Annotated in this window: 19 protein-coding genes; 2 read left to right on the top strand and 17 right to left on the bottom strand. The window is 36.2% G+C overall.

From position 1 onward, the window contains the following. Nucleotides 1-2: 2 nt before the first annotated feature. From HMPREF1125_RS08010 to HMPREF1125_RS07980, 8 genes are all read right to left on the bottom strand, one after another. On the bottom strand, nt 3-686 hold the full coding sequence (locus HMPREF1125_RS08010; protein ID WP_000492703.1) for a LexA family transcriptional regulator: 684 nt from the start codon (nt 684-686) through the stop codon (nt 3-5). Between the two features lie 263 nt (nt 687-949). After that, nucleotides 950-1708, bottom strand: coding sequence for a type II toxin-antitoxin system toxin PezT (gene pezT, locus HMPREF1125_RS08005; protein ID WP_000405347.1), 759 nt, complete (start codon nt 1706-1708; stop codon nt 950-952). After that, nucleotides 1708-2184, bottom strand: coding sequence for a type II toxin-antitoxin system antitoxin PezA (gene pezA / locus HMPREF1125_RS08000; protein ID WP_000579606.1), 477 nt, complete (start codon nt 2182-2184; stop codon nt 1708-1710). The genes pezT and pezA overlap by 1 nt, the downstream gene beginning before the upstream one ends. Nucleotides 2185-2253: 69 nt before the next feature. Continuing rightward, nucleotides 2254-2526: a hypothetical protein gene (locus tag HMPREF1125_RS0102345; RefSeq protein ID WP_000495440.1), complete on the bottom strand. Its 273-nt coding sequence runs from the start codon at nt 2524-2526 to the stop codon at nt 2254-2256. Between the two features lie 37 nt (nt 2527-2563). Beyond that, complete coding sequence (locus HMPREF1125_RS07995; protein WP_000159212.1) at nt 2564-2947, bottom strand: DUF5945 family protein; 384 nt, start codon at nt 2945-2947, stop codon at nt 2564-2566. Then, the gene (locus tag HMPREF1125_RS07990; RefSeq protein ID WP_000152421.1) at nt 2944-3177 is read right to left on the bottom strand and encodes a DUF5965 family protein; all 234 of its coding nucleotides are present in this window, start codon (nt 3175-3177) and stop codon (nt 2944-2946) included. The genes HMPREF1125_RS07995 and HMPREF1125_RS07990 overlap by 4 nt, the downstream gene beginning before the upstream one ends. A gap of 50 nt (nt 3178-3227) precedes the next feature. Continuing rightward, a complete protein-coding gene (locus tag HMPREF1125_RS07985; RefSeq protein ID WP_000401895.1) occupies nt 3228-4313 on the bottom strand; it encodes a toprim domain-containing protein in 1086 nt (361 codons plus the stop codon). A gap of 9 nt (nt 4314-4322) precedes the next feature. Next, entirely contained in the window at nt 4323-4964 is a 642-nt protein-coding gene (locus HMPREF1125_RS07980) for a hypothetical protein (RefSeq protein WP_000933083.1), read from the bottom strand. A 159-nt stretch (nt 4965-5123) separates the two neighbouring features. On the opposite strand from HMPREF1125_RS07980, the gene HMPREF1125_RS07975 reads away from it, so the two are divergent. Beyond that, nucleotides 5124-5321: a hypothetical protein gene (locus tag HMPREF1125_RS07975; RefSeq protein ID WP_002883212.1), complete on the top strand. Its 198-nt coding sequence runs from the start codon at nt 5124-5126 to the stop codon at nt 5319-5321. A gap of 13 nt (nt 5322-5334) precedes the next feature. Here HMPREF1125_RS07975 and HMPREF1125_RS07970 read toward each other — a convergent pair whose 3' ends face one another. The 5 genes from HMPREF1125_RS07970 to HMPREF1125_RS07950 form a co-directional block, all read right to left on the bottom strand. Beyond that, nucleotides 5335-5631 carry a DUF5966 family protein gene (locus HMPREF1125_RS07970; protein WP_000998893.1) on the bottom strand — a complete coding sequence of 99 codons (297 nt, stop codon included), beginning with the start codon at nt 5629-5631 and terminating at the stop codon, nt 5335-5337. 13 nt (nt 5632-5644) lie between these two features. Next, the gene (locus tag HMPREF1125_RS07965; protein WP_000969635.1) at nt 5645-5929 is read right to left on the bottom strand and encodes a DUF5962 family protein; all 285 of its coding nucleotides are present in this window, start codon (nt 5927-5929) and stop codon (nt 5645-5647) included. A gap of 75 nt (nt 5930-6004) precedes the next feature. After that, entirely contained in the window at nt 6005-12217 is a 6213-nt protein-coding gene (locus HMPREF1125_RS07960; RefSeq protein WP_000404913.1) for a DEAD/DEAH box helicase family protein, read from the bottom strand. A 47-nt stretch (nt 12218-12264) separates the two neighbouring features. Then, nucleotides 12265-12675 (bottom strand): thrombospondin type 3 repeat-containing protein, encoded by a 411-nt coding sequence (locus HMPREF1125_RS07955; RefSeq protein WP_000387491.1) that lies wholly within the window; start codon nt 12673-12675, stop codon nt 12265-12267. Between the two features lie 151 nt (nt 12676-12826). Further along, nucleotides 12827-13393: a PBECR4 domain-containing protein gene (locus HMPREF1125_RS07950; RefSeq protein WP_001263044.1), complete on the bottom strand. Its 567-nt coding sequence runs from the start codon at nt 13391-13393 to the stop codon at nt 12827-12829. An 18-nt stretch (nt 13394-13411) separates the two neighbouring features. On the opposite strand from HMPREF1125_RS07950, the gene HMPREF1125_RS12820 reads away from it, so the two are divergent. Further along, a complete protein-coding gene (locus HMPREF1125_RS12820) occupies nt 13412-13600 on the top strand; it encodes a hypothetical protein (RefSeq protein ID WP_196218623.1) in 189 nt (62 codons plus the stop codon). 30 nt (nt 13601-13630) lie between these two features. Here the strand turns inward: HMPREF1125_RS12820 and HMPREF1125_RS07945 are convergent, their stop codons facing one another. Genes HMPREF1125_RS07945 through HMPREF1125_RS07930 form a run of 4 tightly spaced genes read right to left on the bottom strand, consistent with a single transcriptional unit; the run spans nt 13631 to nt 20043 of the window. Further along, complete coding sequence (locus HMPREF1125_RS07945) at nt 13631-16456, bottom strand: phage tail tip lysozyme (RefSeq protein ID WP_000653447.1); 2826 nt, start codon at nt 16454-16456, stop codon at nt 13631-13633. Between the two features lie 11 nt (nt 16457-16467). After that, nucleotides 16468-18825, bottom strand: a complete 2358-nt coding sequence (locus tag HMPREF1125_RS07940) for a VirB4-like conjugal transfer ATPase, CD1110 family (protein ID WP_000824178.1) — start codon at nt 18823-18825, stop codon at nt 16468-16470. Further along, nucleotides 18776-19135, bottom strand: coding sequence for a PrgI family protein (locus HMPREF1125_RS07935; RefSeq protein ID WP_001097589.1), 360 nt, complete (start codon nt 19133-19135; stop codon nt 18776-18778). Before HMPREF1125_RS07935 ends, HMPREF1125_RS07940 begins: the two co-directional genes overlap by 50 nt. A gap of 53 nt (nt 19136-19188) precedes the next feature. Continuing rightward, nucleotides 19189-20043 carry a conjugal transfer protein TrbL gene (locus tag HMPREF1125_RS07930; protein WP_001054256.1) on the bottom strand — a complete coding sequence of 285 codons (855 nt, stop codon included), beginning with the start codon at nt 20041-20043 and terminating at the stop codon, nt 19189-19191.

Below are 20043 nucleotides of genomic sequence, written 5' to 3'. Positions count from 1 at the left end.
ACTCAATCCTCTAAAGGCATAAAGTTTCCAACGATTTTCCCTATGATACGAGGATTCTCATCATAAGGCGCAAACTTATCTGAATAGTTCCGATTGAGTGAAACTAATCGAAGCCCATTTCCTTCACGATACACTTTCTTAATATAGGTTTGACCATCCCAATCTATCGCATAGATAGCCCCGTCATAATCAAATCCCGTTTGCTTAATAAGGGCTACCGAACCATTTTCATATGTCGGTTCCATTGAATTACCAAACACCCACGATGCAAAATCATAATCAAATTGATGATCGAAGTAAACTGTATCGTAATTACCATCATCAAAATAAGCTGTTCCTGTACCAGCTGATAATTTTTCGTAGACCTTATAGGCAAAACGCTGAGGAATGTCTACAACCTTTGCATTCTGTTTGTTCAACAATTCTGTAGCATAATGAAGTGTTGCTTCTTGATTCCTTTCCGTTAGTTTGAGATAGATTTCAACTATTTCATACTCTGATTCAAAATATCGAAGATCTACATTCAAAATCTCACTCAATTTGCTTAAATTGTTTTGATTAGGCTTTGTTTTACCTGATTCCCAATTAAAGTATGAGGCTCTACTAATTCCCAAACTGGATGCAAGTTGAGATTGAGATAATCCTTGACTTTCTCTTTTTCTTTTTAATTTAGTAGGTGAAAACATTTATTCTCCTTTTGTAAGTTTATTAACTAACAAAAGGATACCATAGCTTGTTGAAAAAATCAAGAGTTTAATAACCCTCAAGATTTAAAATAATCATAAACTGCGCTAAATTCGTACTTTTATTGTTAGGAAATCATCACTGAAGAATGCTAAAACTTTTGAAAAAATATGAAGAAGAAAATAGAGAATATAAAAAAGAATCGTTATTTTTTAATTAACGATCCAATAGACTTTATTTTAAAAATCTAACTCTACAAACCATTTCAATTAGTTAAATCTTTCAATCTTTCTTCTCCAGATTTAAGCATCTCTTTCTCCACTTGATTCCATTCTCCAAATAGTAAATCATGAAGAACGGTTGCTGCTGAAGTTGTATTTTCTTTTGAATCATATACACAACTTCTATCTCGTTGGTAAATTTGAATTCTTTCAAAGATAGCTAGTTCTTCCAATTGCCGTGTATTATCAACTAGATGATTTACAATGAAATCATGATGTTCTTTTGGAGTTGCGCGTGCTTGATTTGGATTGATAGCGTATAGTTCTTCATATCGGATAAGGGTGCTCAGATAGGACAGCTTAGGCTTTGTCGCAATCAAGGCTAATTGTACTTCATATCCCCTACTTTTCAAGAGTTGTGCTGTTTTCTTTGGAACATCAATCGTTCGTAAAGTTCCCTCTATCAAAAGATTGTATCCCAAATGACTCAATTCTGTTACTAAAGACTCTACCATTTTACCTGCAAAATCTTTGGTGTATTCTACACTATCTTTGCCATATTCTTGCTGCAGTCCTGAATAGTGTGGATGCTGAGAACGAAAACTATCACCATCTATGATAACAATATTTCCTTGAAATTCTTTCTGTTTAATACGATGAATTGTAGTCTTACCAGCACCACTTTGCCCTCCAAGCAAAATTGCTATAGGTTGCTTACTGGACTTTTTTCCTCTTATCAGTGAACGAAGATTCCGTGCTAGAGCATGTTTGAATTCACTATCAGTATAATCTTGGATTTCCATTAGGCTACCATCCGTTTTTCAGACATCTCTAACATACGTTCAATTCCATCCAAATAGCCGCTATACCTCTCAATTTCATCAAAATTTTCTACTAAATAGATATTCGTATGAATCAAGTCAGATAGATCATCACTCATTAAAATCCAAGGATTAGATTCATCATCAATACTAATTCCCTGACTATCTTGATAACGATAGAGTCGAGATAATAGATTAGCACCTCTTTCTTTCACAATTTCAATTTTTAAAGTCAATTCATAATCTTCAACAGGATTGAGCATTTTATCTTCTCCTACAATATCGACATAAGATACATTAAACTTCTGACAAATGATGTCTATTAATTCGGTAGAGACTGAACTCGTTCCATTTTCATAACGACTCAGACTATTTCGTGAAATACCTACAATCCGTGCAAATTCGAGTTGTGTTAAGTCATGTGTTTTACGTAAGGATTTTATGTTCTTTCCAATCATGGCAAACTCCTTTCATTTGATAACACCATTATAACATTTAGAAAAAGTAAATGCACCATTTTTGGTGCATTATTTATTGTTTTTTCTAAATCTCTCTAAATTCTTCTCCAATTGTTCCTTATGAAGTTGATTCTTAGCTTCCTTTAATGTGTCGTCCAATGTTTCTTCCCTATAAATTGATTCTGTTTTTACTTGTTCTGATTCTTGATCTGGAGTGAAAATGATATCTAGCAGTCGGTCTATTTTTTCAAGATCTTGGACAGACATATCAGATAGTCTATGAATTAGCTTCTTAAATACATCACTATTGTCGTGATTTTTCTTAAAAAATGTTGTAAACATCTATAACCTCTCAAAAAAAGCAGCCTATCAGGACTGCTTAGTGTAATTCGGAAATCGCATCATAAATGGACTGCAATTTCTTATTGTCTTTATTCTTAGTGTCAATCAAAGTATGTAGCTCTTCAATTTTCTTTTGACTGCTTTGAATATCACTATTGTTATCCGCAATAAGTCTTTTAAGATGTTGCTGATAACTTGTAGTGATATCTGTCTCTTTTCCTGTTCTAACCTCTGTAACTTTGGGTTTAGAACTAGGATTTGATTCCGTTACAGGTGCTTGTTTGCGCTTTTGAAAAGCTGCTTCATAATTTACATCATTACCTCCTTGATGATTTCCAAATAAGGCCGCAATTTTATCTGGATCTTCTTGATTTTCTGATTTACTTTCTAATGGTTGATTAAAATTCCAATCTTTTGTCATTCACTCATTTCATCCTTTCTAGATTCAGAATCATCGAATTGTCTTTCTTTACCAAAGGCATGGTCAAGAGCTTCTTCAAAACTCATGTGACTGATGCTTTGACGCCTTTTGAACGTCGCAAACATCGCTGTCTCCAGTTGTTCTTTGTAAGCAGCTAGTTTTTCTGTCTCTCTTGCTACCTTACTTTCTTGCCTAGTGACCTTTTCTTCTAAGCGTTCGATTATGGTCATATACGATCCTCCTTCATTTTAATATTAGCTAAAACATCTTGATTTTGTTATCACAATTCTAAACATTGAGAGGTTTGTCTTACTGGCTGATTCCCAAATGTCTCTTTTGCAGACTCAAGCATCAATTGTAAATCTGATTTGTTTTCTCTAAGGACATCATTCCAGTCTCGTTTTTCTTTCCCAGATTCATTATCAGGCAAATCCAGTAAAACAGGAAATCCTGATTGAGATAACTTATCAGAAAATTCTTTACCTGCATCATCACAATCTACCGCAAGTGTCAATAAATCAGGATGATTATCAAAATAGCTGGTGGTATCACGAATTGTATTGATTAAAGGCAATAACTTTGAAGGTATTACTGTATCCAAAAATTCCAACTTCTGATTTTCTTCAGCTATCAGTCGTAAAGTTTGATAAGCAACAATAGACCTTTTTAATCCTTCCATAGATACCAAACGAACATCAGATAGACTTTGTTGATGAAGCTCGTAATAGCTCATCAAGTCTACGAACGATTCACAAAAGACCAGTCTATTTGGTTTACCAATATCAAAGGATATTCCAATATGTCCATGGCTTCCTTTTAGAATCGTTTTCAGCCTCTCTCTAGGAAGAGAGTGATTCTTATAAATCCCTTGTAGGCTTGCCGCCTGCAGTTTGTGACGATGATCAAAACTTTTAAAAACAATAACAGGTTCAACTGTTTCATTTGTTTTCCAACTGGCTTGTGTAATCAGACCTTGTTGAATCATCTTTTGTACGATTTCTTCTGAGATTCCTCTACATTCTGTTAAGTAATATCTGGTCAAACGACAGTCAGAATCTTCTATTGACTTTAAAGGATAATAAAATGGTCTCTCTCTTTTTTCTTGAACAATGCCTTTTTGAAAAGGTTCTTCAGAAAGAAAAGATAGAGCTTCTCTAAAAGAAATTCCTTTAACTAGGCGAACAAAATCAATAACATCACCTTGAATATCTCTTGAAAACCATTTAAAAGTATTGGTAGTTGAAAAAATCCGGAATGAATCGTGTTCAGGATGTTCATAGACACTGTTTGAAACTTGTTTAAAGGATATACCTAAACGATTGGCTACATCAAGAATTGAGATTTGCTTACATTCTTCTATTTCCATGCAATATCATCATTTTGTCGTAGTATTTGGCAGTGAGGGGACAGATGATGATTCTTCTAAAGTTTTGGGAGTGGCCTTATCTAAATCATCTAACCCAGATTTCCAAACCTGTACTTGATTAACCAATAACTTACCTGGTAGTTTCGAATAAGACAACTTAACCGTTCTGGTTTCTGTCTGATTGGTCTTTGATTGGTTGGCATTCTTTAAATCAGATACATAGGTTACATTATAAGAGACCATGGCAATGGCTTGATTCGTAGTCTGATTGACAAAGATATCTGCTTTTTCAAAATGATAATCCAAAATATAGTCCTTATAAACTTGGTTCATGGCATCATTTTGACTTGACAATTCTTGAGAATAAGCCGATTCAGTCATATAAGGTTGAATACGTGTATTATTTTCTCCGAGCTTTTCTTTCGTATAGTACTGCGTCAAAAATTCTTTTACAGTATCTGATGACAAAATACTTGCTTTATCTTCTGCTTGTTTGTCCTCTACAAGTTTAGCTGCAGCTAATTCAATCTCTTTACGACTTTGTTTAGCAGTCGAGTGTTGACCAGCAGTATATCCCATCATGAGAATAAAGCTAGTTGCAGCCACTGCTCCAACACTAATTAAGGCTTTAGTTTTGACTTTATTTAACATCTTAGACCTTCTTTCTATAAAAACTAGGTCAAGAATAACAAAAAGAACTTGTAAGTTTTATCACATCACAACGAAAGGTAATTCCTACATTTCAGGCGCAAAATCGTACAGTTCAGAGAAAAATATCAAAACTAGATGTCTTTATCTTATAATGTAACTATGAATAATTTAAAAGAAGAAAATTTGAGAAGAGCTCTTTCTCATATTGAACGACATAAACAAGCCATAAATACAAGTAATAATAGTAAGGATAAAAATTATCATAAATTATTGTTCCAATTTAGCTATGAAGTGTATGAAAGAATCAAGGCTAATAAAAAACCTTATCCGAATTTAGATTCAGATAAAGTTTTTTAACCATCTAACAAGTTTACATACTTTCCTTAGTTTTGGAGTTTATGAAACGCCAACTGAATCCTAGAACCAACATCAGATTGATGAAAAGGTACACAGCCGTAAAACTAGTTAAACCATGTTGTCTGATATCATCAAAGTATAAAGTCGGTTCAGTAAAGAACAAATAAATTCCATAGACCTCCACGAAAATAAGAAAACTGATAAAACCAATCAGGAAAAGTCCACTGGCAATAAGAAAGAGTCTCCATAAAAGAATGAGAATTCCTCCTACTGCTAAAAAAATTACTGGGATAAGGAGTAAATCATTCATGACTTTCTCCTTTCTAGTCAATCAATTGACGATAATGGGTGGCAAGAGAGGAATCAAATTCCTCTAGCTTTTGAACTAAGTCCAAATACTCCTCTTTCTCATGTTCTTCAAAGTCCACACCTCGATGATTCTGAAGAGCGATTTCCAATTGACTAGTAAGTTCTCGTATAGAAAAGCTGTAATCGCCTGTCACTTCCTCATAATGTTCCTTTAACTCCTTGTAGGCTTGGTATTCTTCAGGTGTTTGAAATCCCTGTACTAAGGCCTCTTCTAATTGATAATAGGTATCTTCCATCATAATCGTTACCTCGTTTCTTTCTATCTTTATTCTACCGCGCTTTTCTTTTCTTGTCCGCTATTTATATCTATTTTTTTAATCTAATTCAAAAGAAAGTTGTTCTTGCTTTTCTTTTCCTTTTTCGTGGAATTGTCTTAAGGCCTGATCAATAATATCTAAATCCGTTTCTGTTTCAATCAATGGCGCGAGTACATCGTATTCGGCCTTTTTTGTTTGATAGTCCTCTTCCTTTGGAAAATTTTTCTCAATTTCTACTTTAGCAGTAGTCCATTTATCCTTTAATTCATCCAATAAGTTCTGAGTTTTCACTTGGTCCTCTTTAATGTGATCAATCGTATGCTGAAGCCTTTGAATTGTCCCCAAAGGAGAATACAAATCTAAACTGACAGAATACTGATTTTCTCCTACAATCTTAACAGAGAAAGTTTCAGGAAGAGGTTGATTTGTTGGAAGACTAAGCATTTTAATGTCAAATCCTCGATAACTGGCAAGGGTACGGAATTCTTTGCTGTCAGCTTGATTATGACGGATAAGACGGTGTAGGGATTCCCCTGCTTCAGCTCGTTGCTCAAAAGCTTGCTTACCTACTGTCATAGTAAATGCCAGGTCTTTCGACATTTCAGACTGTTGAATGTCGCCTTCATACTTGCTTAATCGTTTCTCAAGAATGGGCATATTTTCTTCACAGTAAGAGATTGTATGACGATAGTGATCCTTGCTGCGTTGAAAGGCGCGTCTTTGATTTTCTAATAGAGTTAGATCATTCTCTAGTTCCATCTTATATTTGAGATAAGGATTACCTGTTGCTAGTGCCTTAAAATCAGAAGCTGTCATGGTCTGTTCATCAATGTCTTCCGCAGCACGAATCGGCTCCTTAGAAGTCATAATCTGCTTAATATAACGAAGTTTGTTCTCCTGAGTTGCCCATAGATAATTATCAAATGAACCTTTGGTAATGTAGTGGTAAATATCCACTTCCTTGTTTTCATTTCCCTGTCGGATAATCCGTCCATTGCGTTGCTGAATGTCACTTGGTCTCCACGGTACATCCAGGTGATGAACTGCTTTCATCTTGCTCTGAACATTTAAACCTGTTCCTCCTTTTTCAGTTGAAGCAAGGAGAATCCGCACCTCTCCTGCATTGACCTTTCGAGACAAACTATTCTTCTTTTCATCACTATTGGCATCATGTACAAAGGCAATTTCTTTACTAGGGATTCCTCTATCAACTAATAATGCCTTAATCTCAGAATAAACATCAAAGCCATTGTCCTTTTTCTTAGGTGTGCCAATATCTGAAAAAATCATCTGAGTAGCCTTATTTTCCATTCCTTCTCGATAAATTCTCTCAACATTATCCACTACCTGAAGCAGTTTATGATTGTCTGCTAGACTATAACTAGAGTCCAATAAACGCATATCAATAGCTAGTTTCCGTGCCTCACCTGTTATCTTTAACATGTTATCCTGGCTCGGATCAACTGTTCCACATTTGACCGCATCTGACCTCATAACCAATTCTTCTAAATAGAGTTTCTGGTTTTCGGTTAACTCACTCTCAATAGGGATAATATGGGCTTCTGGGACAGGTAAATCCAACATATCTTGTGTTTGAATGTCGGCTGTTTCTTTATAGATTTTCATCAACTCAGGTAGATTGACAAACTTTTTAAATCGTTTCTTAGGTTGGTACTTATCCCCTGTAGGAGCTAATTCCATAGAGTTTTGAATTTCTCCAAAAGCACCTACCCAAGAGTCAAAATAATCAACTTGATAGCGTTTTAAGATATCTGGTTGAATATAGTTCATCATAGTGTACAACTCACTAATAGAATTTGAAACGGGTGTTCCTGTCGCAAAAACAATATTCTTAAAATCATGTTCTTCCTGAATCTGTCGCACCTTCATTTCCATATCCACATTCTTCTTAGACGTTGTATTGGTAATCCCTGCTACATTCCCAAGTCCAGTAATTGGGCGAATATTTTTAAAGTGATGTGCTTCATCCACAAAGAGAAAATCAATTCCTAAGTTCTCAAAATCAATAAAACTATCACGATTAAAGCGTTGGAGTTCTTCCAATTGTTTCTCTAGACCACTTATTGATTGCTCTGCTTCTTTAACGGTATACTTATTTTCAGAATGTGTTTTAATCTCTCGTAGTTCATTAAGTTTATCCTCGATATAATTCATCTGTCTTTCCTTACTGACAGGGATTTTTTCAAATTGAGAATCCCCAATGACAATGGCATCGTAATCTCCTGTAATAATACGAGAAACAAATTGTTTTCTTCTCGCCTTCACAAAATCTTTCTTAGTAGTCACAAAGACTTTTTTAGTAGGGAAAAATTTCATGATTTCTTGACCAAATTGAGCAGACAAACTAGAGGGCACTACATACAAAGGCTTATGAACCATCCCTAACTCCTTTAATTTAAATCCAGCACCAAGCATGGTCAATGTCTTTCCTGAACCTACCTCATGAGCTAATAAGGCTCTTTTTTCTTCTACGATTCTTTGAATGGCATTCTCTTGGTGAGGACGAAGACTGATGTTTTGTGCCAAGCCATCAATGACTAGATGGCTACCGTCATACTCTCGACTAACCGTTCGATTATAAAGACGATTATAGCTTTCCTCAATGACTTGTTGGACTTCTGGATACCGTGAGACAAATTCTTGAAAGAGCTCTTGTAAATGCTGCTCTTTTGCTCTTAAAACAGAGGTTTTTTCCAAATCTGTGATAGTCTTTTTCTTTTCTCCCTCCGTAACAGTCATAGTAATCGTCGGTTGGTTCGAATTAAGTAAATTCTCAAAGATCTTTCTTCCTGTATCATAACGTGACCCACTAACTCCAAGACTACTATCTTTTGCATTCGGATAGCGATAAGCAAATGATGTCCTTAAATGAACCTGACCATCGACAGGATTCACTTCAATAACTTGTTCTACATCTGGAGAAGACAGTCCAAATTCACGATTGGTAAAACATTCAAAGGCAAATTTACCATAAACGGATTGAGGAATCCAACGTGACCCTATTTTAAACTCAATATCTGCCAGATGAATCCGTGGAGAACGAACAGATTCTAACAAATCTAAAGCATGGTTCCAATCACATTCTTGGTTGTTTTCCTCTACTAACAGTTGAACTACTTCTATCTTGTTGAGAATATCTCCTGACAAAAACTGGTTCTTAGAAAGATATTTTCTTTCCCCTCTTAAATAGCTTTCTGGATCCATTAAAATCTGGTCACCTAACTCATCTAAAATAGTAGCTTGGCTATGTTCGGGATAAATGGATACCATATAGTCTAAATCAACCCCTCTACCATCCGATAAACTGGAGTTTAAGGCATCTAGAGCTGTTGAAACTCTTGTAATCACCCTCTCCGGCCTAACCAATGCTTTCTCAAAAGCTAAAGATTTTTTATATTTTACTTTCTGACTTTTAGAATCAATGTATTCATCTTCTAAACTAGCTAGTAAGGAATACTTATCGTCACTATCAAATAAGTTCCGATTGACTGAGGCATTCAAGTATCCAAATTGACTTACAAAACGGTCATAGTCATGATTGAGTTTACTAAGTAATATCTGAAAATCTGGACGACTATAATCTGGACGACGTTGAATTTCAATTAAGGCTTGATAGGTCTCTCTCAAATCAACCATGCCCTTAATGCGACTAATATCCTTATCCGATAAGGGACTTTCATAAAAGACAGTTTTTTTGAACAGTCCCTTATATTTCCCCCTTTTACTCGCTTCTTCTGACTTGTATACATCTAGTGCTTCCTCATCTGTCAAATGAAGTTGCACGAATCGATCTATTTTATGTTCAGACAAAGAACTGTCCCAGGCTTTAAATTCTCCCTTCTCGTCTACATAATAACTAATTTCGTCTACTTTTGAACTTTTCCGAATGCCATGCGTATCTCGGTAATAAATTTGATTTCCCTCATATCCAAAAGAATAGAGCGCTAAATCCTCACGTATACGACTTGGGATAGAATTATCCACTTCTTCTTGGATAAAAACAGGTGCTTTCAAAGAATTGTCACTTTGTTTAGGTGCTTCCACATTCTCTAATGCTTTCATTATGTCAGCAGATAATGTTTCTGATACCCCCTTAACATTGAGGGTTCCTCCATTAAAATTACGTACCTCATATTCACCCAAAACTTGTGTGTTGTATTTCCCATCAAAATAAGGATTGATCCAGACACGCTTATCCTCCTCAAAGGGAATAGAACCACTAAAAACAAGTTCCTCTTCATTAAGATTCTTTGCTTGATTCTTTTGAAAGAAGAGGAGGTCTGTGGTCACTCGAGTACCTGCAATCTTTTTAAAAGCCGTATCCGGCAAACGAACTCCCCCTAAAAAATGAGTATTGGTTTTAATCTCTTGTAAGACATTATCTGTCCGCTTATCCATTGTCCCAATAGATGAAATAATCGAAACTTGCCCTCCATCTCTTACTAAATCAAGTGAGTGTTTGACAAAGTAGTCATGAATCATATAAGGTTTATCATAGTTTTTATCGGCAATGCGAAAATTTCCAAAAGGAACATTCGTTAAGACTAAATCAAAACTATTATTTTGATAGGGAACTTCTTCAAATCCTCGCACTTCAATATGGGTATTGGGGTGTAGTTGTTTTGCGATTGCGCCTGTCACACTGTCTAATTCAACCCCATAGAGTTCTGATTTATCTCGTATACTTCTAGGCATAGCCGCAAAGAAGTTCCCAGTCCCCATAGATGGATCTAATATCCTTCCTCCATCAAAGCCGTCTTCCACTAATTTTTGCCAAATCTGGCGAATAATCATCGGGTCTGTATAATAGGCTGTGAGAGAACTTTGTTTCATGGTGGAGTATTCTGATTTACTTACTAAACTCTTAAGAGTTAAACGTTCTGCTTCATACTTTGGATTGAGTTCATCAAAAAATTCATTGGCAAGACCACCCCAGCCGACATACTTGGCTAGTAGCTCTTGTTCTTCTAGATTCGCTTGTCGTCCCTCTTTTTCTAATCTTTTAACAAGGTCAATTGCGGCGATATTCGTTTCAATTTTTTCTCGATTTGTCTTAGGATAAAAGTCCTCTAAATCATCTGGAAAAACAAAATCTAGAACAGGGACATCCGTCTCTTCTATGCCTACAATAAGCGTTTCTGTTTCCTTATCCTTTTCATTATCTTCTTCCAGATAGGAAAACAAATCTATTTCCTGGCTTTCACTTGGTGATTCAATCTCAATCTCTGAATCTTCTTTTTCAAGTTCTACAAGAGACAAGACTTGTTCAATCTCTTCCAAACTGTTCAAGTATAAAATAGGATTTTCTTCAAATAACTGGTTGGAATCATTGAATAGCTCTAGGCGAACTAAGTCATTTAAGTGTGCATTTTCAATCGAAACTAACTGAAATACTTGGCCTTTATAACTCACTTGTGAACCGATTGGATATTCCCTCAAAGCTTCTTCCACAATTTTATCAACATTAGAAAAAGAGTTAGTTTCTTCCATTTCCTGTTCAATATCAGTTGAAGGAGATAAGGATTCCTCTACTTGCTTATACTTTTCACTTCTAGCCTTTACATCATCAAAATGAGTAATAATCTTCAGCTTTTGTGTCAGTGGAAGTTGTTGGTAGTTTTCTTCATGATGGACAAGCTCCGTAACTGTATCTAAAGTAGCCATCAATTCCGAACCCAAATAAGCTAGAATGTCTCCCTCTTTTTCTTCAAAATGAATCTCAAGAACTTCTTTTTTAAGTTCTTTGGAATCAACCATTAGAAGAAATTCCTCTATATCTCTACTAATACGATCAGATAGATTATTCGCAACTCGATAGACGTTGACTAAATTAACTTCCTGATTCTGATGAAATACAAGCTCACTTAGTTGTTCTAGTTTTTCTTTTTCAGATTGGATGTAAAATCGAGAGGAAAGGTTATAGGTTGCGACTTCTAGCACCAAGTTTTTCTCCCAATTACTTAATTGAGATAATTTACCTAGACCCGCTTGTCCAAAACTTCTTGTGTAACCTTCTAAATCTTGATCATTATTTTCAGAACTAGCCTCTAAGAAAGAAACAATATCTTGATCAAAAGAATAGACATGAGGAACCTCTTCTATCTTACCTTCTTCAGACAAAAACCTCTCTACCAAGTCCTGCCATTTCTCATCAAAATGTTGCGCTTGATAACGAAGAAATAGGGCCATTTTCTCCCTATCTTTTGGAATTGTTCCACGAAACATAGCCAATAATTGCATTATTTCCATACTCGCTCCTTTCATCTATACGAAAATAGGAGAATCACATGATTCCCCTACAACTCTATCTCCATTTCAACCTCTTGAGGACTGGTTTCTAAATCACTAGACAAAAGAGAAACGGCATCTGTTCTCATGTAGTAAGTATATAAGTCTTCTAGGTCTTGTTGATTTTCAATCCCTGTTTCAATACTAATCAGAGCCTGTATAAATTCCTTGTAGTGACTCTCCATCATATCTGAAATCTTTTGTTTCATTTCCATAAATACTGATGACGGTTCAGTTATACTTGTTTGGTCTATGTCTTGTAAATCCTTTTCTAAGGGATTTGTTCCTTCTTCTACTTCCACTAAATCTGAACGTCCATCACCATCAGAATCTGCGCTAAGAGGATTTGTTCCTAGCGCCAATTCTTGAGCATCAGTTAGTCCATCTTGATCCGAATCACGGTGATAAATGGCTTCCATATACTTCCTTCTTTCCTAGTTAATCTTTTTTCACTCCAATCCTACCAAATATTCCTTGAAAGAAGTATCACAACGAAAAAAGAGAACGAGCCAAAACCTCGTTCTCCTTAAAATGATAAAAATATATTTTATGCCACAAAAGATATGTAAACTAATCTTTTAAATAATAAAAAAGTTCTGACGTTTGTAAATGTTTTGAGTAAATTGAAATTACTTTTTTACCTTTTGGAAATACTGTCTTTCTCTTCAAATCTAATAAAGATTGAGGAACAATTTTCCTAGATGTCTCTTTCAATGTTAATGCTAGTATCTGTTTTCTTGTACGTAGAGCATAATCAAACTCCAAATACAAATAACGTCCTGAACCAGTTAGATGAACATACTTTCCCAATAACTCCTCAATGGATCCTAAAACTTGTAACTTTTGCATCGTGGTTCCATCTTTTTTTATTTTCAACTCATCAATTATGACATGTTTATTTAAACAATCGTCAAAGAAACTGCCTGCACCTTTTCGGTAATCAACACCACATAGGTGCATGAAATTAGTAGGTGAAAAATGAAGTTCAACACTTTCAATTTCTGTTTCATAATACATGATTTTGCCAACAAAGTGTTCTTTAAAAAAAGAAGCCGCAATTTGTAACTGGGTAAAAAAACGCTGAAGTTTTATTTTTTCGGTGTAATTAGGATTACGATAATCTTCAAAATTTGCCATATTTTCCTCACAAAAAAGGTGGTTTACAGAGTCTGTAAGCCACCTAGTCAGTCGGTTTATTCTGGTGTCTGCCACCGCTTGGCCCTTACGTCCAAGATTACTATCGGATTTCGTTCTGGTGTCCGCCACCGCTTGGCCCTTATGTCCAAGATTACTATCAGATTGACCATGAGCCGACTACTCATCTACACTATTTATTCTACCTGAAAATTGTTAAAATTTCAAGTGTAAACTCTTCTATTTCGTAGTATAGGCAAAACTAATGGCACTATCTGCTTGCGAAATTTTTCTAAAGGTATAGTTAGGGTTGCCACCATAGTTAGTTTCAGACACAAGGAAAGAACCATCATCATAGACCTTCTCTACAAAAGCCACATGACCATAGTCTGCTGGTGTGCCATGTGTACCTCCCACAAAAGAAACAATAGCACCTGCTCTTGGTGTAGAGCCTGTTTCACCTCCAAGACTTGACGCTGTCGCAACCCAGTCCTGACCATTTCCCATGGTATTAATGATTGAAATCTTCTTTCCATTACTTCCTTTTAATTTTAAGCCTAATTGGTTCATACGAGCCGCAACCCCCCATGTACATTGTCCATAGGCATAGGCCATACCATCTCCACCACCAGGAACAGAATGATCATACAAGTCCCCACGAACCCCTTCAAGGGATTGCGGGTCACTTTTTGCCTGTCCTCCATTTGTTTGGCTGAAGCCTTTTTCAATTTGGTAATACCATTCCGTTGCTCTGGTTTGTCTTTCCAGTAGTTTGTCACCAGAATTTCCCTCCCAATAGGTGAGGAAGAGTTGGGCGAGATTGGCTGCACTGCCCGTATTTCCAAAGAAATCCTTTAACCAACTTTGATAGTAAGGACTATCCCCGTGAAGCATAAAATCAAGTTGGAGGTCTAAATCATACCACTTCTTATTTTTGGCGTGTGCATAATTCAATAAAGCTGTATGACGTGTTGAACCATCTGCGGTATCTGTCCATTGACCTAACCCCAAACCTCTATGAAGGATATTAGGATAAGCACCACTATAAATGGCTGGCCCTCCTATCGCTAACCAGCTTTCATCATCCCATGAGGAATCGGTGGCGCCAACTGGAGGAGATAAATAATCCCCTTCAGCTCGTTTAGGATTGATAGAAGACTCTACAGACCAATTTCCTAAAATAGCCGCAATGGCTTGGGGACTTGCCCCTTGAGATTTCAAAAAATCATAAATATGTTTTGCTCGTTCAAACTCATCTCCACCAAACTGACCAATGGCAGGTAAGATAGTGGTCTGAAGTTGAATGACTTTGGGAAAATAAAATTGCGGATTGACATACACCAATTTTTCTTTCTTGTTTTTATACTTTTGATAGGAAACTTTCAAACCTGTATCGTCTGGTGTCTCACCAATAATATCACCAGTTAAGACTCTCGTCCCCTCTATCGCACGGCCATTATGAATGGAATACAAGGTTAAACGACTTTCATTCTCTCCTTTTCCATTAGTGAGAATAACATTATCACCATCAAGAGATACAACACCATCCATTGGTGCGACAATTGTTTGGTGAGCCTTCGCTTCTAGTAGAATGTACTCCTGAAGAGTAGGTTTTCCGTCTAAATCATAGTATCCATAACGATAAGCCATGGTTAGACTATCTTCGTTGCTTTTCCCCTCAAATGGATTGTCCAATTCCTGCATGGAAGCATACACACCCTCTTCTTTTAGTTCCTTTATTCCCTCTTGATCGTCTTTCGATAGTTTATACTTAGGAGTTTCATAGAGGTCTTGCATGGATTTCAAATCATCCCCATCGTTTAAATCATGCCACAAAGTAGATAGATAATCCTTGTAAGTTTCTGAACTAAACAAGTGAACTGGTTTGTGTAACTCATAGTCATGGAATTTAAAGTTCATATACCCCATCACATCATCAATTTTTGTGTAATAGGTAATTCCTTTGTCATTTGTGCGAGTATGTTCTGCATCTTCCCAAGTTAGGTGGGTATAAGCTTTTGTTAATTCAAATTCATCTTGTTGAATCAAACTAGCAGATGAAAATCCCAAAAAGAAGCTCATCATAAGTAAGAGAAGAAAGACTAATCCTCCAACTATCCATGTTGCAGGATTTCCAGCCGCAAATGTAAAGAAGGAAAAGGCTGCTTTTAGTTTTTGATAGATATTTCGGACACTTGTAAGACCTTGTTTCTTTAATTTTCGAAACCGATTTTTAAAGGAACTTGGATTCTCTTTCGCTAGTTTCCATCCTTTTCCATCCTTAAAATGATGGTATCGCTCTTTTGTGTTGGTCAGTCTTTTTTTGGTAAAACGACCTGTTACTTGTCCAGTTTTGACACTAGCTTTCCCAAGATTATAAGAAAGCCGACTGTAGCGTTTCCCTTTTCTAATGGTCTCTTGAAGTGTGCGATAGCCTTCTAAATCTTCATTTTCTGAAGCTAACTCTCCACCTTCACGTCCAAGGACATAAAGAAAAGTTTTGGCTTTCCTACTGACTTTTTTGGACTTATAGGCTTGTTTAGTAGATTTTAGATTCTCTTTTGCGGCCTTGACTTCTTTCTTAGCTTTTAATTCTTCTAAACTCTTCCCTTGAAAGAAAAAATTAGATTTTTGTTTCGATTCCTGACCATAAAGAAATTTTTGATTGTTTTTTCTTTCTTTACGACTCTCTTTTCTTTCTTCTTTTCTTTCTTCTTTTGCTTCTACCTTGGCTTCACTATATTGCTTCTTGGCTATTTTCAATCGTTTCCTAGCATGAGGCAATCGTCTGTCTCTTAGTTCTTTGCGATTTAAAAGAGATGGAGGACTATTTTGAAGAATATGATTGTAGTCTTCATTTGCTTGTTTTACTCTAGCCTTTGAAGCTTCTCTCATCTCCTCTAACTTTTCCTTTATCTCTTTTTTCCATCTTTTTTCATCCAGTACAGCGGAATCTTTTTTCTGTTTCTTCACCTCCTTCTTTCCTTTTTTCAAGAATTTCTTCTCATCTATTAGACTTCTTCTAAATGCCTTTCGGGCACGTATGATTTCTCTTTTATCCTTCATTTACCTTCCCCTTAATTAGAAGCCATTTTATCAGGATCTGTACTCATGATATCAAACAATTGAGTACCTTTAGGAATCTTATTTTTAAAGGGAACTACAACGGAACCAGCTTTTATCAGTCCTGCACCTTTTTCTGGATTGACTAGGTATTTTTCAAGTTCTTTTGACAATCCTAAGAGTTGAACCAATTCTTCTCGGTCATTTTTTGCTTGCTTGAGGAGAATCATAAATTCACTATTTGCAATAATCCGTCTACCATTTGGATCTAACAATAAGGTTTCGACATTTTGGGTTATCCCAGTCGGACTGGCTCCATATTTTCTGACACGACTCCACAATTTAAAGAAGAAATCACTGGCATATTTATCTAATAAGAGAAGCTGCATTTCATCAAAATAAATCCAGGTCTTCTTCCCTAATTTTTGATTCCGTACGACACGATTCCATATCTGATCAAAAACCACCATAAGGGCGATTTGTTTCAGCTCATCTCCTAACTTCTTAACGTTATAAATCAAGAAATTAGATCCTGTCTGAATATTGGTCTTATGAGAAAAAATATCAAGAGAACCTTCGACATATAGTTCCATATCAAGCGCCAAATTCTGCGCTTCTTCTTCTGGTTGTTGACTCAAGACAAAGACCCATTCTTCCAAAGAAGGCTCTTTAAATGACTGATAGGTGAGTCTGGTGACTCGGTCGATAATCGATTTTTCTCTCCCATCCATTTTTCTATCCAATAACTTGCCAATAAAGGATAAAAGAAATTCTGATTTTACCTTAACAGGATCCTCATCCATATTTTCCTCAGACAAGTCAAGTACATTGAGATAGGTTTGGGAATCTGGCGCAATATCAATCATTTCTCCACCAAAAGCCCGTCCAATCACACTGTACTCTGCTTCTGGATCAACAATGATAATTTCAGTATTTTCACCAGATTCCTTGATTTTGGTCGTAATAATCTCATGCTTGGTAGCCATGCCTTTACCAGCTCCAGATGTCCCTAAAATCAGACCAGACGGTGTATTTAATAAGCTGCGGTCAATGGTAATAATATTGCTTGAGATTTGATTGATCCCGTAATATTTTCCACTACGGTCTTGTAAATCTACTGAAGTCCAAGGAGAGTTCACTGCTATATTGGACGTTAATAAACTCCGTGATACGCCCTCTAAAAAATCACAACCAAATGGCAGCAAACTATTAAAGGCTGCTTCTTGCATATATGGAAGTTTATCAATCATTAGGTCATTTGAGCCGGCCACTTGTTGAATAGTGTCTAGGGCTTGTTTAAGTTCTTCTTCATCCTTACCAAAGACCCCAATCAAGAAGACCGTTTGAAATAGTTTATCTCCTGTCTCGGTCATTGTTTTTAAGAGTTCCTCAGCTTCATCGATATTGCTTTCTAATACATGGCCTACTTTTTCCAAATAGATACCTGTACGAGCAAGTTTTTGTTGTTCCCCAATCTTTTGGGATTCCATCAAGGTTTTCTTCGTTCGTAGTTTCTTCATGGCATCCGCCTTGGTCGAACTTTGAGCATGGAGGCTCACAATCAATTCCAAATCTCCTTGCATGAGGTCTCTGATAAACTGATCTCCTAATTCCATACCGTAGTCTCTGACATAGACAATCTGCAATAAGCGGTCATTGATTTGTAGGTAATTCTTGTTTTTAAAATCCAAGAGGTTAGGAGCTATAAAGTGACGAGTTGTCTGACCCGATCTCGTTAAATCACGGTAAGAAAAAGGAAGATGGTGTTCTCCTCTTAGCATATCTGCCAACAAGTTCACCCGTTCTTCTCCAGCCAAGGATTCAAAGCGAGCATCAATTTCTGAGAAACCACTCTTGAAATATTCTCCTATTTGGGACAGGGAACGATAAGCTTGTTTGGGATTAGAATCCTTTCTACCAAAGCTAATCAGTTTCACAGATGAGAAATTATTTTCTCCACTGTCTAAATTCTGATTCATCATCCGATTCAATTCTTTACGATAGCTATCATACCCATCTTCTTTTTCCTCATACAAAACACTTTGTCTAAACTTTTCTAAATTCAATCTTTTATTAAAGATAGTCAATTGGAAGTTGGTTTGATCATCTAAAGAGTTAATCAAATCAGAATACTTCTCAATGATTGCGCCCTTATCTTCTAAACCAACAGTTTGGTAATTGACATCACCAAGTAAATAGCTTTGTGAGAAATAATCTTCTTTTACCTGCATTAGACCATTTTGATACAGAGCTTGATAAGAAAGAGTATTCGCTGTAGAGGGTAACACTTCCTCTTTTTTCCCTTTAACTACTTCTTTCTGATTAGTCATTGAAGTTTTTTGTTTCTTTAATGTATTTGATTTTCTTTTCATGTTCAGGTCCTTTCTTTCCTGTAATTGTGCGTAGGGGAACCGTTAATTCAAAATGAAGACGGTATTTCAAATAATGTTCAAAATATAAATCATTGGGTTTATAGACTCCAAAAAGCATGAGGGGGATGGTAAAGGCAAACACAAAACCGTAAACAAACCAATCTCCAAATTGCCAGAAAAAGAGATTCAAGCCCAAAACAATAATTGTGACAATAAAGGCTGGTAAAACAAATATGATTTGCCTTGTGGTAAAACCTAACCAAGCCCTGTGTTGGTATTTTGAGATGTCTTTAAAGACACGTGTATTCATGACTTTCCTTTCTAAAAAGGCTAAGAAGCATTCACTTCCTAGCCTTTATCTAATTACATACCTAAGATTGAGCGAGCCGTACGTTGAGAACCAACGAGGGCAATAATCAGTAAGATAGCTTGTATCAAACTACCAAACATAATCGCAAGTGATTGCAAGACTCCTGCACCATTTGAAACAGCTATTTTCCCAGCAGATTCAAATAAAGGAACAAGAGAAACAATCAGAAAAATAAGAACCCCTTGTACTGCATAGACCATAATATTTTTTAAATAGCCTATACCAATAGACTTCCATTCATCACTTAAAAATGTTGGAATCGTAAGAGGGGCAAATGGGATCATAAGGTATAGTTGAATAAATCGAATAGATACCAAAAGATTAACCATGGCTGCACTTACTATCCGAACTAGCCAAATGAGGAGGGCGAAAAAGCCCACAATCATCCGGCCAATAAATCCTGACCCTTTTAATCCAGAAATGGTATCATACTTTGCCCCACCGTGAGCCACAATCGAGGCCACTTGTTCAATGGCATGACTCGCAATCCCAATGATGGCTTCTACAATGACGGTAGTGTTGGTAATTACAACTGCAACCATAATATAACTAATCAACATCGGCGCTAATGCTTCAAAGGTCATCGCTCCTCCTGAGTTAGCAATTTTCTTTGCCATCTTCGAAAATTCTAAGATAAGAACCACTGATAAAATCGCAACTCCAAGAGGTTGCATGACACTTTTAGTAATACTAGACATATAAGTCCAAACGGTTGGATTGTAGCTAGATAGAGATTTAATCAGATCTACCGTAGATTGTAAATCTACATTAAATCCTTCAAATAAATTTTCAGCTGATATTTTTTCAGATGCAAGGTAAACAAAGGGTGAGACTAAACTAAGATTCAT

It is taken from the genome of Streptococcus oralis SK304, from assembly GCF_000287715.1.
Lineage (GTDB): Bacteria > Bacillota > Bacilli > Lactobacillales > Streptococcaceae > Streptococcus > Streptococcus oralis_Y.
This window is presented reverse-complemented; position numbering and strand designations above follow the sequence as displayed.

Bases quoted from the DNA above. Each gene is read 5' to 3' on its own strand.
- HMPREF1125_RS08010 (WP_000492703.1), bottom strand. From the start codon at position 686: ATGTTTTCACCTACTAAATTAAAAAGAAAAAGAGAAAGTCAAGGATTA.
- pezT (WP_000405347.1), bottom strand. From the start codon at position 1,708: ATGGAAATCCAAGATTATACTGATAGTGAATTCAAACATGCTCTAGCA.
- pezA (WP_000579606.1), bottom strand. From the start codon at position 2,184: ATGATTGGAAAGAACATAAAATCCTTACGTAAAACACATGACTTAACA.
- HMPREF1125_RS0102345 (WP_000495440.1), bottom strand. From the start codon at position 2,526: ATGTTTACAACATTTTTTAAGAAAAATCACGACAATAGTGATGTATTT.
- HMPREF1125_RS07995 (WP_000159212.1), bottom strand. From the start codon at position 2,947: ATGACAAAAGATTGGAATTTTAATCAACCATTAGAAAGTAAATCAGAA.
- HMPREF1125_RS07990 (WP_000152421.1), bottom strand. From the start codon at position 3,177: ATGACCATAATCGAACGCTTAGAAGAAAAGGTCACTAGGCAAGAAAGT.
- HMPREF1125_RS07985 (WP_000401895.1), bottom strand. From the start codon at position 4,313: ATGGAAATAGAAGAATGTAAGCAAATCTCAATTCTTGATGTAGCCAAT.
- HMPREF1125_RS07980 (WP_000933083.1), bottom strand. From the start codon at position 4,964: ATGTTAAATAAAGTCAAAACTAAAGCCTTAATTAGTGTTGGAGCAGTG.
- HMPREF1125_RS07975 (WP_002883212.1), top strand. From the start codon at position 5,124: ATGAATAATTTAAAAGAAGAAAATTTGAGAAGAGCTCTTTCTCATATT.
- HMPREF1125_RS07970 (WP_000998893.1), bottom strand. From the start codon at position 5,631: ATGAATGATTTACTCCTTATCCCAGTAATTTTTTTAGCAGTAGGAGGA.
- HMPREF1125_RS07965 (WP_000969635.1), bottom strand. From the start codon at position 5,929: ATGATGGAAGATACCTATTATCAATTAGAAGAGGCCTTAGTACAGGGA.
- HMPREF1125_RS07960 (WP_000404913.1), bottom strand. From the start codon at position 12,217: ATGGAAATAATGCAATTATTGGCTATGTTTCGTGGAACAATTCCAAAA.
- HMPREF1125_RS07955 (WP_000387491.1), bottom strand. From the start codon at position 12,675: ATGGAAGCCATTTATCACCGTGATTCGGATCAAGATGGACTAACTGAT.
- HMPREF1125_RS07950 (WP_001263044.1), bottom strand. From the start codon at position 13,393: ATGGCAAATTTTGAAGATTATCGTAATCCTAATTACACCGAAAAAATA.
- HMPREF1125_RS07945 (WP_000653447.1), bottom strand. From the start codon at position 16,456: ATGAAGGATAAAAGAGAAATCATACGTGCCCGAAAGGCATTTAGAAGA.
- HMPREF1125_RS07940 (WP_000824178.1), bottom strand. From the start codon at position 18,825: ATGAAAAGAAAATCAAATACATTAAAGAAACAAAAAACTTCAATGACT.
- HMPREF1125_RS07935 (WP_001097589.1), bottom strand. From the start codon at position 19,135: ATGAATACACGTGTCTTTAAAGACATCTCAAAATACCAACACAGGGCT.
- HMPREF1125_RS07930 (WP_001054256.1), bottom strand. From the start codon at position 20,043: ATGAATCTTAGTTTAGTCTCACCCTTTGTTTACCTTGCATCTGAAAAA.